Below are 14,751 nucleotides of genomic sequence, written 5' to 3'. Positions count from 1 at the left end.
CCCGCCCGGCTGCGGCCCCTAGAAAACCCGCGTAATTGGGGCCGCACCATGTCGTTCAATACCTTCGGACATCTCTTCCGCTTCACCACCTGGGGCGAGAGCCACGGCCCCGCATTGGGCGTCGTGGTGGACGGTTGCCCCCCAGGCCTGCTGCTGACGCCCGAAATGATCCAGCGCGATCTGGATCGGCGCAAGCCGGGCCAGTCCAAGTTCACCACGCAGCGGCGCGAGGAAGATCAGGTAATCATCCTCTCCGGCGTCTTCGAGGATGAACGTACCGATGGGCCCCGCACAACTGGAACGCCGATCTCGCTACTGATCGAGAACACCGACCAGCGCTCCAAAGACTATGCTGACATTCGTGACAAGTACCGTCCGGGCCACGCTGATTATACCTACGACCAGAAGTACGGCGTCCGGGATTATCGCGGCGGTGGTCGGACTTCCGCCCGCGAGACGGCAGCGCGTGTCGCAGCGGGCGCTGTGGCGCGGCAGGTGTTGGGGGGCGTAACGGTGCGCGCTAGCCTTGTGCAAATTGGCCCGCACAAGATCGACTACGATAATTTTGATTGGGACCAGGTGGGCCAAAACCCCTTCTTCTGTGCGGACCCCACGGCCGCCGAGATGTGGGCCGACTATCTCGACGGCATCCGCAAGGACGGCAATTCCGTTGGCGCGGTGATCGAGGTGGTGGCGGAAGGCGTGCCCGCCGGGTGGGGTGCTCCGATCTATAGCAAGCTGAGCGCTGATCTGGCCTCGGCGATGATGAGCATTAATGCGGTTAAGGCCGTGGAGATCGGAGCCGGCTTCGAAGCGGCAAGCCTAACCGGCAGCGAAAACGCCGACCAGATGCGCGCAGGCGAAGGGAAGCCCTACTTCCTATCCAACCAGGCGGGCGGCATTCTCGGCGGCATCTCCAATGGTGATCCGATTGTCTGCCGCTTTGCGGTCAAGCCGACCTCCTCGATCCTCACCTCGCGACAGACGGTGACCACGCAGAACGAGGATGCTGATATTGTGACCAAAGGTCGGCATGACCCCTGCGTCGGTATCCGCGCGGTGCCGGTTGGCGAGGCAATGATGGCGTGCGTACTGGCAGACCATTATCTCAGGCATCGCGGACAGACGGGGCGCGAGGGCGCCGTGGGGTTCGAGCGAAACTGAGGGAACCCTCCCTCCTGGCCTTCCCCTGAGTGGGGAGGACTCGTGTGTTGGGTGGGGTGACATCTAAACCCAACTCGCCGATCGCCCCCTCCCCCTGATAGGGGGAGGTTAGGTGGGGGTACTGGCAGTGTAGCTAGGTGCCGCGCCCGAACACCAGGACGGTTTCCTGATTGCCGTCACCGCCGCTGATGGGGGAGGGGATGGACAGAAGTTTTTGAAATCCGTGTATCTCCACAAAGGCGATGACCTCGGCCAAGGCGCGCTCGACCGCGGCTTGGTCGGTGACGATACCACCCTTACCCACGTTTTCGCGGCCGACCTCGAATTGCGGCTTGAACAGGATTACTGCTTCGGCGGCAGAACTGCAGAGAGCTAGTGGTGCGGCGAGCACCTTGGTCACCGAGACGAAGCTCACGTCGGAAACCACCAGGTCGATCGGCTCGGGAATGTCCTCTGCCGTAAGATCCCGCGCGTTGACGCCTTCCATGCTGACGATGCGATCACTGCCGCGCAACCGCTGGTGCAATTGATCGTGGCCGACATCAACCGCATAGATGCGGCGGGCGCCACGCTCCATCAGGACCTGCGTAAAACCGCCGGTCGAGGCGCCGACATCGAGACAAATCTTGCCGGAAACCTCAATATTGCGAGCGTCCAGGCCCGCGATCAGCTTGAGTGCTGCACGCGATACATAGTTGGCAGCGGGGTCGCTGAGCGCGACTTTATCGGCGTGGCCCACCATCTGGTTGGGCTTGATCGCAGGGGCACCATTAATGGTGACCGTGCCGCGCTGGATGGCGTCACGGGCCCGGGCTCGGCTGGGAACAAGGCCACGCTGCTCAAGCGCCAGATCGAGTCGGATGCGGTCGCTCACCGCTCCACCAACCGACGAACCTTGGCAACGGCCGTGTCGCGGGCTTCTTCATAGGCGATCGTGCCCTCGAAGGAACCGTCGGCGTCGATGAGGAAGGTCGAAGCGGTATGGTTGACCAGATAATAGGGGTCATTCGGCTCGCCCGCCTTTTCCGAGAAGGCGCCGAAGGCGGCCTTGACGTCTTCGGTCTGGTCGGCATCACCGACGAGGCCAATGACTGAAGGATCGTACCCTTCGACATAGCTCTTGACCACATCGAGGGTGTCGCGCTCAGGATCGACAGTCACAAAAATGATGCGCAACTGCTCCGGTGTCAGGCCCAGTTCCTGCCGGATGGCCGTGGTCTCGGCTAGTGTGGTCGGGCAGACGTCGGGGCAGAAGGTGTAGCCGAAAAAGACAAGGCTCGGCGCGCCACGCAGATCTTCCTGCGTGAAGGTGCCGCCTTGCGTCGAGGCAAGCGCAAATTCCTGCCCGGTGAGACCAAGGGGCCGCGCGGGCGGGCGAAACAGGTACAACGCGGTGGCGGCAACGGCCACGACCACCACCAGGCTCCACAGCACGATGCGGAAAGTGCGCAGCGATTTGGCGGCCATGGAGCTCAGGCGTCCAGCGGTTCGGTGCCGGTGGCACGGCCGTCGCGCGACAGCGTGATCTTCTCGATCCGCGCCTCGGCAGTCCGCAGCAGCGTTTCGCAATGAGCCTTTAGCGCTTCGCCGCGCTCATAGATGGCGATCGACTCAGCCAGCGGTGCGCGACCCGATTCCAGCTTGCCGACGATTTCCTCGAGTTGCTGCAGTGCAGCTTCGAAGGTCAAGGTCTTGACGTCATCATTGTCGGCCATTGCAGAATTCCTATTCGTCGAGGCGCCCCACTGCGCCATCCATCAGCATGGCGACGTGATGGGAAACTCCGCCAGCCAAGCCCTTGAGGTCATACCCACCTTCCAGCAGCGAGACAATGCGGTTGCCGCAGCAACGGTCAGCGACATCTATCAACTTCCCTGTGAGCCAGGAATAGTCGGCAGCCTGCCAATTGAGCTGCGCCAGAGGGTCGCGTTCGTGGGCATCGAAGCCGGCCGAGAGCAGGATCAGGTCTGGCGAGAAATCGATGGTCGCCGGAATGATGCGGGTGAGATAGGCATCCCGCATCTCGGCACCGCCGGTACCGCTTTCGAGCGCGACGTTGACGATGTTGCCCGCGCCAGTCTCGCGCGGATGGCCGGTACCGGGGAAAAGCGGCATCTGGTGGGTAGAGGCATAGAAGACGGTGGGATCGTCCGCAAAGATATCCTGCGTGCCATTGCCGTGATGCACGTCGAAATCGATGATGGCGATGCGCTCCGCACCATATTTGCGCTGCGCCTCGCGGGCGGTGATGGCAATCGTGTTGATGAGGCAAAAGCCCATCGGCGCCGCGCGTTCGGCATGGTGACCGGGCGGACGAATGGCGCAAAAGGCGTTGTCGACCTGGCCAAGGAGAACCGCATCAAGGGCGTCGAGCGCGCCCCCGAGGCCGGCCGTCACGACGTCCAGCGATTTGGGGCAAATGAAAGTATCGCCGTCGATCTGACCCATGCCTTCGGCGGGCCGAGCATTGCGAAGCCTCTGCAAATAGCTGGAATCGTGCACCAGTTCGGCCAGCATCAGGTCTCCCGAAGGAGCGCTGCGGCGGACCAGACGGTCAAAGCGCGGGCGCGCCAGCGCTTCCTCGACGGCCTCGATCCGCTCGGGTCGTTCAGGATGGCCGGGTGGCGTGTGGTGATCGGCGAAGTTCGGCTGGCTGACGAGAAGCGTGGTCACGGTGTACCTTGATCTCCGGGCTGTCGCTGGCTTCGTCTTGACGCCGCAAACAGGCATTGTCAAACAACTGCCATGAACATGAACGCTTCCCAAACGCCAGATGAACCGAAAACAGTTGCAGCAGCAGCCCAGATCATTGCCTCGGGGCGGCTTTGCGCCTTCCCCACCGAGACTGTCTATGGGCTGGGTGCCGATGCCACCAATGCCGATGCGGTTCTGGCGATCTACGAGATCAAGGGGCGACCGCGGTTCAATCCACTGATCATCCACTGCGCCAGCGTAGAGATGGCAGAGCGACTGGCGGTGTTTTCGCCGCTGGCCCGAAAAGTCGCCGAGCTTTGGCCCGGACCACTAACACTGGTGCTCCCGGCTAGGCCCGACAATGGCTTGCCCGATGTGGCGACGGCGGGCCTCGACACCGTGGCGCTCCGTATCCCTGACCATAAGCTGGCGCTGGAGCTGATCGAGGCTGTTGGCAAGCCACTGGCCGCTCCCTCCGCCAACCCGTCCGGCCGGCTTTCGCCGACCACCGCCTACCAGGTGCGGCTGGGCTTTGGTGGGCGCGTGCCGGTGCTCGATGGCGGGGCATGCCGGGCGGGGGTGGAATCGACCATCATCCGCGTGGAGGGCGATCGGCTGGTGCAGTTGCGGGCCGGGGCAATTTCACGCGAGGACATGGAGCTGGCGCTCGGCGTACGGGTCGAGCAGGTCGAAAAGGATGGGGAAATCGTGGCGCCAGGGATGTTGGTAAGCCACTACGCTCCCGCCGCGCTGGTGCGGCTTAACGTGACCGAGCCGGGGCCGGGCGACGCTTATCTGGCCTTCGGGCCCACGCCGAAATTCCCTGGGCCGATGCGCAATCTCTCGCCCAGCGCGGATCTGCGCGAGGCCGCGCAGAACCTCTTTGCCATGCTGCACGAACTCGATGCCGACGGGGCCCGGACGATTGCCGTCGCTCCCATTCCGGCAGAAGGGTTGGGCGAGGCGATCAACGACCGGCTGGAGCGGGCAGCGGCGCCCCGGCCCTGACAGGCGGGGCGCTATGAGCTAGTCGCGGACGCTGTAGGGCTTTTGATCCCGCATGAAGCGGGCCAATGCCTCGAGGTCCGGATCGCCGCCCGCGGGCAGCACCACGCGCAGGTTTACGTAGAGATCACCGTTGCCATAAAGGCCCTTGCCCTTGAGGCGGAGCGCCTTGCTGGTATCGACGCCCGGCGGCAGGTTGAGCTCCACCGAACCATCCAGCGTCGGCACGCGTACCTTGGCCCCGAGCACCGCTTCATAGAGGGTAATCGACACATCGGTGCGCAGATCGGCACCGTCGCGGCGGAACTGCTTGTTCTTTTCGAAGCGAATGGTGACGAGGGCATCGCCATCTTCCCCAAAGGGGCTGGGCGATCCCTGGCCCTTGAGGCGGATCTGCTGGCCCTCCTCGACCTTGTCGGGGAGCTTGACCGAGAGCACCTTGCCCGAGGGCATGCGCACGGGAATCGAAGCGCGCTTGTGCGCGTCTTCGAGCGAAATGGTGGCGTTGACGACGATGTCGTCGCCTTTCATGCTCCCGCGTCCACCCGTTCCGGTAGCAGTCCCGGCGAAGGGGTCCCATTGGCCCCCACCGGTCGGCCCTCGGCCGGGGCCACCGCCGCCGCGCGGCTGCCCGCCAAAGCCGCTCATGAACTCCTTGAGGATGTCCTCGGCGGAAAAACCGCCCTGCGTCGAGCGGGCGCCATGGGCGGCACCGCCACCGAACCCACCAGCACCAAAACCGGCGAATTTGGGGTTGCCGTCGGCATCTATCTCGCCCCGATCAAACTGGGCGCGCTTGGCCTTGTCGTTGAGCAGGTCATAGGCATTGGTCGCCTCCGCAAATTTCGCGTGGGCGGTGGGATCATCTGGGTTCTGGTCGGGGTGATACTTCTTAGCCAGCTTGCGGTAGGCGGACTTGATATCCTTTTCGCTGGCCGAACGGGATACCCCGAGCACGGCATATGGATCGCGCATCTGGTCCTATCGATTCTCATCGTGAGGGGCGTTGCTTCGCCCGGTTTTCCCGTCCTATATGGCGACGCCCCCCCGCCTTGTCCAGTTTTGCACCAAAAGCCACCAAAGGAAGGGTGATCCCCGATGCTGCAGACCCTCACCGAACGTCTGTTCGACGATGGAGATCGTTCCGACCTCGACCCCTATGCCGTGTTCGAGGAATGGTTTGCGCTGGCGAAAGAAGCCGAGCCGAACGATCCTCACGCCATGGCGCTGGCGAGTGTCGACGAAGCGGGGCTGCCCGATGTGCGCATGGTGCTGCTCAATGCGCGCGATGCCCGTGGCTTCTGCTTTTTCACCAATTTCGAAAGCGAGAAAGGGCGCCAATTGCTGGCTCACCCAAAAGCGGCGATGGTGATGCACTGGAAGTCGCTGCGGCGGCAGGTACGCATGCGCGGGCCCGTGGAAGTGGTGAGGCCCGAGGAGGCTGATGCCTATTTCTCCAGCCGCCCGCCCGGGAGCCGCATCGCGTCAACGGCTTCGGCGCAGTCGCGGCCACTCGAGAGCAAGCAGGTGCTGCTGGACCGAGTGGAGGCGCTGACCCAGTCGGTGAGGGAGGGCGAGGCCCTGCGCCCGCCGCACTGGTCGGGGTTCCGGTTGATGCCAACCAGCATCGAGTTCTGGAAGGACGGCCAGTTCCGCCTCCATGACCGGGTCCGCTTCACCCGCGAGGGTGACGGCTGGACGAGCACCCGGCTCTACCCTTGATCGGCGGAGCCGTTCTATACCAGTGGAACGTTCTGCCCCTATTGACGTCACCTCAACTACTCACTTCCCTCCGGGCCGATAAGGCTCCCGAATAGAACAGGCGACGGCTCCGTTTGCGCATTCTGATCAAGACTTCGAAATGGGCCATTTGGGCGCAGCGGCTGGGCAGCCTGGCCGTGCCGTTGGTGATCATCCCGGTTTTGCTGCACCGGCAGCGTCTGATGACCAGCGACATCTTCATTCCAGCAGCCCTGCTTGCCGGAGCGGTGGCGGCGCTCGCCGTCCTTTGGGGCCTCATTGCCCTCGTCCATATCTGGCGCTCGGGTGATCTGGGGTGGGGCAAGGCGCTTGGTGGGCTGTTTCTGGGCCTTTTATGTCTATTGCCCTATGGCTGGTTCGGCAGCCTGGCCATGCGCTATCCGCCCGTGACCGATATCGCCACGGCAGAGCGCCGGATCATGCCTTTGGTGTTTGAGCCTGGCACAGTTGCCATGCCGTCCCCACAGGTGCTGCCCGCAACCTTGCGCGCGCAGGTTTTCCCAAATGTTGAAACGCGTCGCTATCCCCTGGGTGTGGCCCAGACCTATGCTCTGGTGGAGCAGATGATTGCCGAGCGCGGTTGGGACGTACGCCTGGTCAGCCCTTCCGGGGAGCCGGATGCAGCACGCATCAACGCGCAGATCATGACCATGCTGGGCTGGCGTGAGGAGGCCGTGCTGCGGGTCGAAGGCAGCGCAACCGAGTCGACGGTGGACATGCGCTCGGTGTCGCTGCACGCGGTACATGATTTCGGGAGCAATGGTACGCGCATCGAAGAGTTTTTGGTGGCGCTCGACGATCAGGTCACCACCTTGCTGCGCGACACACCTGAATCAGACCTGCCGCCTGAGCCGGAACCCGACTAGCGGCCGATGCGCATCCCGAAGGGGCTACGGCGTAAACGTAACAGCCCCAGCGCCCCCAGATATTCGAGATGTGCCGCGATCGTCATGCGGGCCGCCATGCGCACGGGCAGGGATTGGGCAGGGTAGATCGACTTCACCACGGCGCCGATGCTGCGGGCGCCGTGCTCGACTGCTTGGAGGATCTGCGCATTGCGACGTTCCCGGTGGGCCTTGAGAGCACGGGCGTGAGCGGGTCCGTCGCCGATTGGTCCGCCATGGGCTGGATGATAGCGCCGGTTGGGGAGGGCGATGACTTTGTCGAGCGAAGCGAAATAGTCCGCCATGGACCCATCGGGCACCGAGACCAGGGTGGAGTTCCAGCCCATCACGTGATCGCCGCTGAGCAGCATGTCGTCCCAGCCAAATGCCAGGTGGTTGGCGCAGTGTCCTGGCGTTGCATGAACAGTGATCTCCATGTCCCCGGCAATGATCGCCTCGCCATCGTGAAGAGTCCGGTCCGGCCGGAGACCCCAATCGCCTGACCGATGGATCGGATTGCGTTCCCATCGCTGCAGTGGGCGCGCTAGCCTGTGCGGTCCACCAAACCAGAGCGGAGCATCGAACGCGGCGGCGGCCGTTCGGGCCAGGGCGCTGTGATCGCGATGGGTGTGGGTGAGAATGATGCTGGCGACTTCCCGACCGCCGATGGCTCGCCGAAGGGCCTCAAGATGGCTGGCGTCCTCGGGGCCGGGGTCGATGATGGCAACCTTCTCGTGCCCGACAAGAAAGCTGTTGGTGCCCGTGAAGGTGTAGGCGCTGGCATTGGGGGCGGTGATGCGGACCAGTCCCGGCTGCACCGCAACTGCGGTGCCCGTCTGGGGATAAAAGTCGGTGTCGAATACGGGGGCAGGGGCGGGCGATGCCATTGCGCTCACTTTGGCGAGAGACTAGAAGTCGAAGCAACGGACCTTGAGCCAGCCGTAAGCCGTCTTTGGGTCGATGCAAGTATGGAAGGTATGAAATGGCTGTGACTTTGACCACGCCCAACACGCTCCTTGGCCTTGTTCAGCCCAAGAGTGATGCAGCCAAACTGGGCGCGAGCCTTGCTACGGTGGTGCTCGGCTCACTGCTGATCACGATTGCGGCAAAGATCAACGTGCCGGTCTGGCCGGTGCCGGTGACCCTGCAGAGCTTTGCCATTGCCGGGCTGGCAGCAGCCTTTGGCCTGCGGATTGGCCTTGCCACCGTTGCGCTTTACCTGACCCAGGGTGCTCTCGGGCTACCCGTCTTCGCCACCGGCGGCAGCCTGCTTTATCTTGCTGGCCCAACGGGCGGCTTCCTGCTCGGCTTCCTCGCCATGGCCGCTATCATCGGCTGGGCTGCGGACCGCGGTGCCACCGCCCGCCTGCCGATGCTGTTTGCGGTGATGTTTGCGGGTAGCGTGGTGCTCTATGGCTTCGGCTTTGCCTGGCTCCTGGCCCTTTCGGGACAGGCCGGCTGGGTTGACCAGAACAATGTGGTCGCCTCCGCCTTTGCCGGCGCCGTGCAGCCCTTCATCGTCTGGGATCTTCTTAAAATGGCCCTGGCGGCGCTGACCGTCACCGGAGCCTGGAACCTTTTCGCCCGCCGCTAACCGGCGACAGAAGAACGAAAAGGCCGGTCGTACTGACCGGCCTTTTGCGTTAGAGCGCCCGAACGGAGGGAATGACACTGTCCAAGGGCAGAATAGCTGGGTCGATGAATCGCACGCCGCTCGACCGGCACCTCTTCCGCATTTCCAACGTGCTGGCGCGAAACCTCGCCGGTGACGAGCCACGTCTCACCTTTGCGGAATTAATCGAGGAACTGGGCACCCAATCGCACATGGTGGTGATCCTATTTTTCTGCGCGCTCAACATGTTGCCCGGGCCTCCCGGATTTGGCGGCACTATCGCCATCACCATCTTCGTCCTGGCGCTGACCATGGTGCTGGGCCAGCCCATCCGGTTGCCCCGCTTTATCGGCGAGCGACGGGTGCCGCGCCGAATGTTGCAACGCACGCTCAAGCGCCTGAAAAATTTCTCGCGTCAGTTCGGGCGCGTCTCCCGCCCCCGACTAGAATTTGCCGCCGCCGAGGCATCCACCAAGCCGCTTGGCATCATCATCATGCTGATGTGCTTGCCCATGGTGGTGCCGATCCCATTTATGAATGCCATTCCCAATGTGGGCCTGACCATTATGTGCCTGTCGCGCCTCAACCATGATGGAGCGCTGATGGGGGCGGGATTTGTGGTGGGCGTGATTGGCGTGATCATCGACCTGGCTGTCATCATTACCCTTGTGACCCTGGCGATGAACGCCGGCAGCTTCTTCTAGCCCTTGCCTGCGCTGTCGTTCTGGCCATGATGGTCGGCAATGGAATGCGAATACCTGCCTTGAGCCCTAACCCCACGACCCTCGAGCGTCTGCGCCAACTCGTACCTATGGGCGGGGTGTTTCTGGGGCTAATCTTCTTCTCCCTCGCCCTGACACCCTCGCTGATCCCGCGCAATTTCGTCTTGCAGGGTATCCTCTGCGGTGTCGCCTTCGCGGCTGGTTATGGCATCGGCGCTTTCATCGAGTGGCTCTGGGGTTTCATGGGCCTCGGCTTTCCCAACAAGCGGCTGTCGCGCGCCGTGCTGATCGGCGGTCTGGCGGCCGCGGCATTGGTGGCGCTGGTCTTTCTCTGGCAATCCACCGGCTGGCAGAACGCCGTCCGCGAGATCATGGGGCTGCCCCCCGTGGAGTCCAACCAGCCGGTGTGGGTCACCATAATTGCGCTTGGGCCGGCGGCTATCCTGATCATCTTGGGAACGATCATCACCGCTGGCGTGCGGGCGGTGTCCCGGTTCTTGGCACAAGCCATCCCGCCGCGCGTGGCTCTGGTGGGAAGCCTCATCATTGTGGGGGTGCTCACCAACATCCTCATCAATGGCGTGCTTGCCCGCTCCGTGCTGAGCGCCGCCGACCGCTTCTACGCGGAGGTGGATGCCCTGGCAGGTCAGTACGAGGACCCGCCGCTCCATCCGCTGCAATCGGGCAGTGCCGCCTCCCTGATCGACTGGGACACGATCGGCCAGGAAGCGCGGGCTTATGTGGAGTCGGGACCCAGCGCCGAGGAGATCGCTGCGATCACCGGCAAGCCTGCCGTAATGCCGTTGCGGGTTTATGTCGGGTTGCGTTCGGCCGACACCGTTGACGAGCGTGCCCAGCTCGCATTGGCCGAAATGCAGCGGATCGGCGCGTTCGACCGATCGATTTTGGTGCTGATCATGCCGGTGGGTACCGGCTGGGTTGACCCGCCCGCCATCGACACGCTCGAAATGCTGCATGGTGGAGACGTCGCCAGCGTAGCGGTGCAATATTCCTATCTCACCAGCTGGCTCTCCCTGGTCTCGGAACCCGAGGTCGGCACCGACACCGCCCGAGCCCTGTTCAGCACGGTCTATCGCCACTGGACCGAATTGCCCCGCGACGGCCGCCCCAGGCTTTACCTCCATGGCTTGAGCTTGGGCGCCTACGCCTCGCAGGCCTCGGTCTCCCCTTACGCCATCCTCTCCGATCCCTTTCAGGGGGCGCTCTGGGTCGGCCCGCCCTTTGAAAGCGACGTTTGGCGCTGGGCGACCAGCAGCCGCGAGCCCGGCACGCCCGAATGGCTCCCCCAGTTCGAGGACCGTTCGGCCATTCGCTTCGTCAACCAGCATCGCGGGCTGGAAGACTACGACCAGGGCTGGGGACCGGTGCGGCTCGTCTATCTGCAATATGCCAGCGACCCGGTCGTGTTCTTCGAGCCGAGCATTCTCTATCGCCCGCCTGCCTGGCTCGAGGGTCCCAGAGCCCGGGACGTTTCACCGCTTCTGTCGTGGTACCCCGTCGTTACCTTCATGCAGGTGCTGCTCGACATGGTGCTGGCGCAAACCTCGCCCGTGGGCTTCGGCCATGTCTACGCGCCGCAGGATTACCTCGATAGCTGGGTTGCGGTGACCGCGCCGGCGGGCTGGACCGAGAGCGAACTCGACATGCTGCGGACGCGCCTTACGCGCCACGGCGATCTCACCAGCCTGAGCGGCGGTTGGTTCCGCTCGATCCCATAGAGAAGCGTCGCGGCTAGCCGGCGCGGCGGACCGGATGAAGTGGAATGACGTTGGCGACACTGGGGTGCGGCTGCGAGCGTGATCGCAGCAACTGGTGGCCAGCAGCGATGGCCTCCTCAATCTTGCCGAGGACCTGCGCCTCTTCATCGCACTCGGCGCGGAGCACCACCTTGGATTGCTCGAGCTTGTCGATCGTCCACAATAGCAGCGGGTCGGATTGGGCGGGGTCGAACATGATCGTTTCTCCCACGGTTCAGCTTCTGGGTAAGCCGTTCAAGCGGTTGATTGTTCCAATGGCATTTTATTCAAGTTTTATAGACAGTTAAATTCTGCAAGTCTACTGCAAGAGCAGGTTAGACCAGAGCGAGTGCATCGGCCATCCGGAGCAATCGCTAGGGACATCCCGCAAGGGAAAACAAAAGCCCGGCCTCCGAAGAGACCGGGCTTGATTGGTCGGAGTAGAGTGATTCGAACACTCGACCCCCTGCTCCCGAAGCAGGTGCGCTACCAGGCTGCGCTATACTCCGTCACCGGGTGCGACACGGGAATGGTGGCGGGCACAAGGCCAGCCAGTCGCGATGGGCCGGGTTATAGCCGCGACCGTGCTGCCGTTCAAGCTTTTCGCACTGCGTTTTGATGGCATTCAGGGCGTGTTGCGAAGCGCCTACAAAGCGTGTAGGAACCGCGCCAAGTTGGGGCGTCGCCAAGTGGTAAGGCAGCGGTTTTTGGTACCGCCATTCCCAGGTTCGAATCCTGGCGCCCCAGCCAGTTTCACAGACCTCTTATATTACAGAGGCTTACGGAGTGAGCGGCTCATCCGGTAGTACACGCTGGTGGTACACGTTCGCTTCCCTCCTCCGAAGTTCGAGATTCATACATACCTGGGCTCAACACGGTCAGCTTTGCTGATTGGCACGGAAGTCTCACAGTGATGACAGACTCATCCGTTGTGCGTAAATGGCTCAAGTGCTTGAGTCGACGTGATTCCTCATCGGCTCCTTTAGATAATACTGTTGAGCGTCACTGTATGCGATTTGTAGATCTATTTGCGGGGCTGGGTGGGTTCCATCAGGCACTGAGCAAGCTCGGGCATGAGTGTGTTTTTGCTTCCGAGATTAACTCAGAACTCGCAGATCTCTATCAGCAGAACTTTGGATTACGGCCTGCCGGTGACATCCGCGAGTCCTGGGAGATCGTCCCTGAGCACGACATCCTATGTGCGGGGTTTCCGTGTCAGCCCTTCTCTAAAGCTGGGTAGCAATTGGGCTTCGACTGTCCCCAGTGGGGGGATCTGTTCGATTACCTCGTAAAGATAATCGAGAGGCGGAAGCCTCGAATTCTAATGATTGAGAACGTGCCAAATTTGCTCCGCCACGCAGGAGGAGAGACGTGGAAGGCCGTGTGCGAAAGGCTGCGTGCTTGCGGATACACAATCGACTTCAACAAGCTTTCGCCGCACATGTTCGGTGTGCCACAATCCAGAGAGCGGGCGATCATCGTTGAAGATCGCTTAGGTCTTGACGGCTTCTCCTGGCCTGTTCCCACACACACAGCGGACGAGATATCTATCAGGGATGTACTAGACGAAGCGCCCGCAGACGCTCGTCCGCTGTCTGCGATGGCGCTCCAGTATCTCGAAGTTTGGCAGTTGCTGCTAGACAGGCTTCCCGTGGATGAACAGCTGCCCTCATTTCCTATCTGGGCAATGGGGTTCGGGGCGACTTACCCGTACGACACCGCGACGCCGTACTCTATCGGGTGGAGGAACCTACATGGTTTCTCTGGCGCCCTCGGTTGCTCCCTCTCTGGACTGTCCGAGGAGGAAGTCAGGGGTGCCCTTCCGGCCTATGCGCGGAGTCATGGCGAGACTTTTCCAAAGTGGAAAATTGACTTCATCCGCCAGAATAGAAGTTTCTACCGCCGCCATTCGGATCGAGCTGCGCCAGGACGGCAGGATGGTCAGCGAGCATCTACGCAACTTCGGCCGGGACCAGACCGTGTACGACCCTTGGCATTACGTGCCGGTGCTGGCCCGCAAGCCCGGTGCACTGCGCAATGGCGCTCCCTTCAAGGACTGGGTATTGCCCGCCGGCATCGCCCGCGTCAGGCGCAAGCTTGCGGGCGTCAAGGACGGCGACCGGCAGATGGTGAGCATCCTGGGCGCTGTGCTGCATGATGGACTGCCCGCCGTGGAGGCGGCCTGCAGCCAAGCGATGCGCGAGGGCGTCTGCTCGGCCGACGTCATCATCAACATCCTGTCCCGGCAGCGCGAGCCCACGGCGCCGCTGACCATCATGACCACGCCGCAGAACCTGCGCCTGCGCCAGGAGCCGCTGGTCGATTGTGCCCGCTATGACAGCCTGAGGAGGGCTATATAATGGAACGCTCCGAGATCCTGACCACCATGAGTGCGCTCAAGCTCTATGGTATGAAGAGCGCCTATGACGAGATCATCGCCACGGCGATCAAGCGCCAGCACGACCCCCAACGCGTCGTCGCCGACCTGCTTACCTCCGAGATCACTGAGAAGCAGGCCCGTTCAATCAAGTACCAGATGACCATCGCGAAGCTGCCGTTGGCCAAGGACATCGACGACTTCAGCTTCGCCGAGACCGGCATCAATGAGACGCTGGTGCACGATCTGGCCGATGGCAACTTCCTGGCGCACGAGCGCAACGTCGTGCTGATCGGCGGCACCGGAACCGGCAAGACCCATCTGGCCATCGCCATTGCCCGGGCCTGCATCCGCAATGGAGCTCGCGGACGGTTCTTCAACGTCGTCGATCTGGTCAACAAGCTCGAGGCGAGACCCGCAATGGCAAGCAGGGGCGAATGGCTGATTATATGAGCCGGCTCGACTTCGTCGTACTCGATGAACTGGGCTATCTGCCCTTCGCGCAATCCGGAGGCCAGTTGCTGTTCCACCTGGTCAGTCGCCTCTACTAGCAGACCTCGTTGATCGTCACTACCAGCCTAGCCTTTGGAGAATGGCCATCGGTCTTCGGCGACGCCAAGATGACCACCGCGCTGCTCGATCGGCTCACCCACCACTGCGACATCGTCGAGACTGGTAACGAGAGCTGGCGCTTCAAGAACCGCGTCTGACTCCCACCCGCCGATCCGGCACGGCGCCGCAAACCTGACCAGCTTCGCCGCGCCGGATCAGCTCA

Annotated in this window: 14 protein-coding genes, 2 tRNA genes and 3 pseudogenes; 11 read left to right on the top strand and 8 right to left on the bottom strand. The window is 62.6% G+C overall.

The features are described from left to right. Positions 1 to 48 precede the first annotated feature (48 nt). A complete protein-coding gene (gene aroC / locus QOV41_RS16185; RefSeq protein ID WP_284577828.1) occupies positions 49 to 1,164 on the top strand; it encodes a chorismate synthase in 1,116 nt (371 codons plus the stop codon). Positions 1,165 to 1,297: 133 nt separating this feature from the next. Here aroC and QOV41_RS16180 read toward each other — a convergent pair whose 3' ends face one another. Genes QOV41_RS16180 through QOV41_RS16165 form a run of 4 tightly spaced genes read right to left on the bottom strand, consistent with a single transcriptional unit; the run spans position 1,298 to position 3,837 of the window. After that, the gene (locus QOV41_RS16180) at positions 1,298 to 2,038 is read right to left on the bottom strand and encodes a TlyA family RNA methyltransferase (RefSeq protein WP_284577827.1); all 741 of its coding nucleotides are present in this window, start codon (positions 2,036 to 2,038) and stop codon (positions 1,298 to 1,300) included. Beyond that, on the bottom strand, positions 2,035 to 2,631 hold the full coding sequence (locus QOV41_RS16175; RefSeq protein ID WP_284577826.1) for an SCO family protein: 597 nt from the start codon (positions 2,629 to 2,631) through the stop codon (positions 2,035 to 2,037). The genes QOV41_RS16180 and QOV41_RS16175 overlap by 4 nt, the downstream gene beginning before the upstream one ends. Positions 2,632 to 2,636: 5 nt before the next feature. After that, positions 2,637 to 2,879, bottom strand: a complete 243-nt coding sequence (locus QOV41_RS16170) for an exodeoxyribonuclease VII small subunit (protein WP_284577825.1) — start codon at positions 2,877 to 2,879, stop codon at positions 2,637 to 2,639. Between the two features lie 10 nt (positions 2,880 to 2,889). Then, positions 2,890 to 3,837, bottom strand: a complete 948-nt coding sequence (locus QOV41_RS16165) for a histone deacetylase family protein (RefSeq protein ID WP_284577824.1) — start codon at positions 3,835 to 3,837, stop codon at positions 2,890 to 2,892. 78 nt (positions 3,838 to 3,915) lie between these two features. Between QOV41_RS16165 and QOV41_RS16160 the strand changes: the two genes are divergently transcribed. Then, positions 3,916 to 4,866, top strand: a complete 951-nt coding sequence (locus tag QOV41_RS16160; RefSeq protein WP_284577823.1) for an L-threonylcarbamoyladenylate synthase — start codon at positions 3,916 to 3,918, stop codon at positions 4,864 to 4,866. An 18-nt stretch (positions 4,867 to 4,884) separates the two neighbouring features. On the opposite strand, the gene QOV41_RS16155 is transcribed toward QOV41_RS16160, so the two are convergent. Next, on the bottom strand, positions 4,885 to 5,838 hold the full coding sequence (locus QOV41_RS16155; protein ID WP_284577822.1) for a DnaJ C-terminal domain-containing protein: 954 nt from the start codon (positions 5,836 to 5,838) through the stop codon (positions 4,885 to 4,887). A 123-nt stretch (positions 5,839 to 5,961) separates the two neighbouring features. Between QOV41_RS16155 and pdxH the strand changes: the two genes are divergently transcribed. Together pdxH and QOV41_RS16145 are read left to right on the top strand one after the other, a co-directional pair. Further along, a complete protein-coding gene (pdxH, locus tag QOV41_RS16150; protein ID WP_284577821.1) occupies positions 5,962 to 6,585 on the top strand; it encodes a pyridoxamine 5'-phosphate oxidase in 624 nt (207 codons plus the stop codon). Between the two features lie 113 nt (positions 6,586 to 6,698). Continuing rightward, complete coding sequence (locus QOV41_RS16145) at positions 6,699 to 7,490, top strand: DUF1499 domain-containing protein (RefSeq protein ID WP_284577820.1); 792 nt, start codon at positions 6,699 to 6,701, stop codon at positions 7,488 to 7,490. Here QOV41_RS16145 and QOV41_RS16140 read toward each other — a convergent pair. Further along, positions 7,487 to 8,395 carry an MBL fold metallo-hydrolase gene (locus QOV41_RS16140; protein ID WP_284577819.1) on the bottom strand — a complete coding sequence of 303 codons (909 nt, stop codon included), beginning with the start codon at positions 8,393 to 8,395 and terminating at the stop codon, positions 7,487 to 7,489. The two genes, QOV41_RS16145 and QOV41_RS16140, sit on opposite strands and share 4 nt — an antisense overlap. A gap of 95 nt (positions 8,396 to 8,490) precedes the next feature. Between QOV41_RS16140 and QOV41_RS16135 the strand changes: the two genes are divergently transcribed. The 3 genes from QOV41_RS16135 (at position 8,491) to QOV41_RS16125 (ending at position 11,581) form a co-directional block, all read left to right on the top strand. Beyond that, positions 8,491 to 9,102: a biotin transporter BioY gene (locus tag QOV41_RS16135; protein WP_284577818.1), complete on the top strand. Its 612-nt coding sequence runs from the start codon at positions 8,491 to 8,493 to the stop codon at positions 9,100 to 9,102. A gap of 71 nt (positions 9,103 to 9,173) precedes the next feature. Then, positions 9,174 to 9,824 carry an exopolysaccharide biosynthesis protein gene (locus QOV41_RS16130; protein ID WP_284577817.1) on the top strand — a complete coding sequence of 217 codons (651 nt, stop codon included), beginning with the start codon at positions 9,174 to 9,176 and terminating at the stop codon, positions 9,822 to 9,824. A 59-nt stretch (positions 9,825 to 9,883) separates the two neighbouring features. Beyond that, positions 9,884 to 11,581, top strand: coding sequence for an alpha/beta hydrolase (locus QOV41_RS16125; RefSeq protein WP_284577816.1), 1,698 nt, complete (start codon positions 9,884 to 9,886; stop codon positions 11,579 to 11,581). A 13-nt stretch (positions 11,582 to 11,594) separates the two neighbouring features. On the opposite strand, the gene QOV41_RS16120 is transcribed toward QOV41_RS16125, so the two are convergent. Together QOV41_RS16120 and QOV41_RS16115 are read right to left on the bottom strand one after the other, a co-directional pair. Further along, complete coding sequence (locus tag QOV41_RS16120) at positions 11,595 to 11,816, bottom strand: hypothetical protein (protein WP_284577815.1); 222 nt, start codon at positions 11,814 to 11,816, stop codon at positions 11,595 to 11,597. A 215-nt stretch (positions 11,817 to 12,031) separates the two neighbouring features. Continuing rightward, a tRNA-Pro gene (locus QOV41_RS16115) sits at positions 12,032 to 12,108 on the bottom strand. Positions 12,109 to 12,274: 166 nt separating this feature from the next. On the opposite strand from QOV41_RS16115, the gene QOV41_RS16110 reads away from it, so the two are divergent. The 4 genes and pseudogenes from QOV41_RS16110 to istB all read left to right on the top strand — a co-directional run bounded on the left by QOV41_RS16110 (position 12,275) and on the right by istB (position 14,686). Then, positions 12,275 to 12,349 (top strand) — tRNA-Gln (locus tag QOV41_RS16110). A gap of 163 nt (positions 12,350 to 12,512) precedes the next feature. Beyond that, a pseudogene (locus tag QOV41_RS19805) lies at positions 12,513 to 13,088 on the top strand (DNA cytosine methyltransferase); the annotation flags it as partial. Positions 13,089 to 13,485: 397 nt separating this feature from the next. Beyond that, positions 13,486 to 13,959 (top strand): annotated as a pseudogene (locus QOV41_RS16105) (IS21 family transposase); the annotation flags it as partial. Next, positions 13,959 to 14,686 (top strand): annotated as a pseudogene (gene istB, locus QOV41_RS16100) (IS21-like element helper ATPase IstB). The pseudogenes QOV41_RS16105 and istB, both read left to right, overlap by 1 nt. The last annotated feature ends 65 nt before the right edge of the window (positions 14,687 to 14,751 follow it).

Source organism: Devosia sp. RR2S18 (assembly GCF_030177755.1).
Taxonomy (GTDB): domain Bacteria; phylum Pseudomonadota; class Alphaproteobacteria; order Rhizobiales; family Devosiaceae; genus Devosia; species Devosia rhizosphaerae.
Note: the sequence above shows the minus strand (reverse complement) of the source record. Positions and strands in the feature narration are given on the sequence as shown.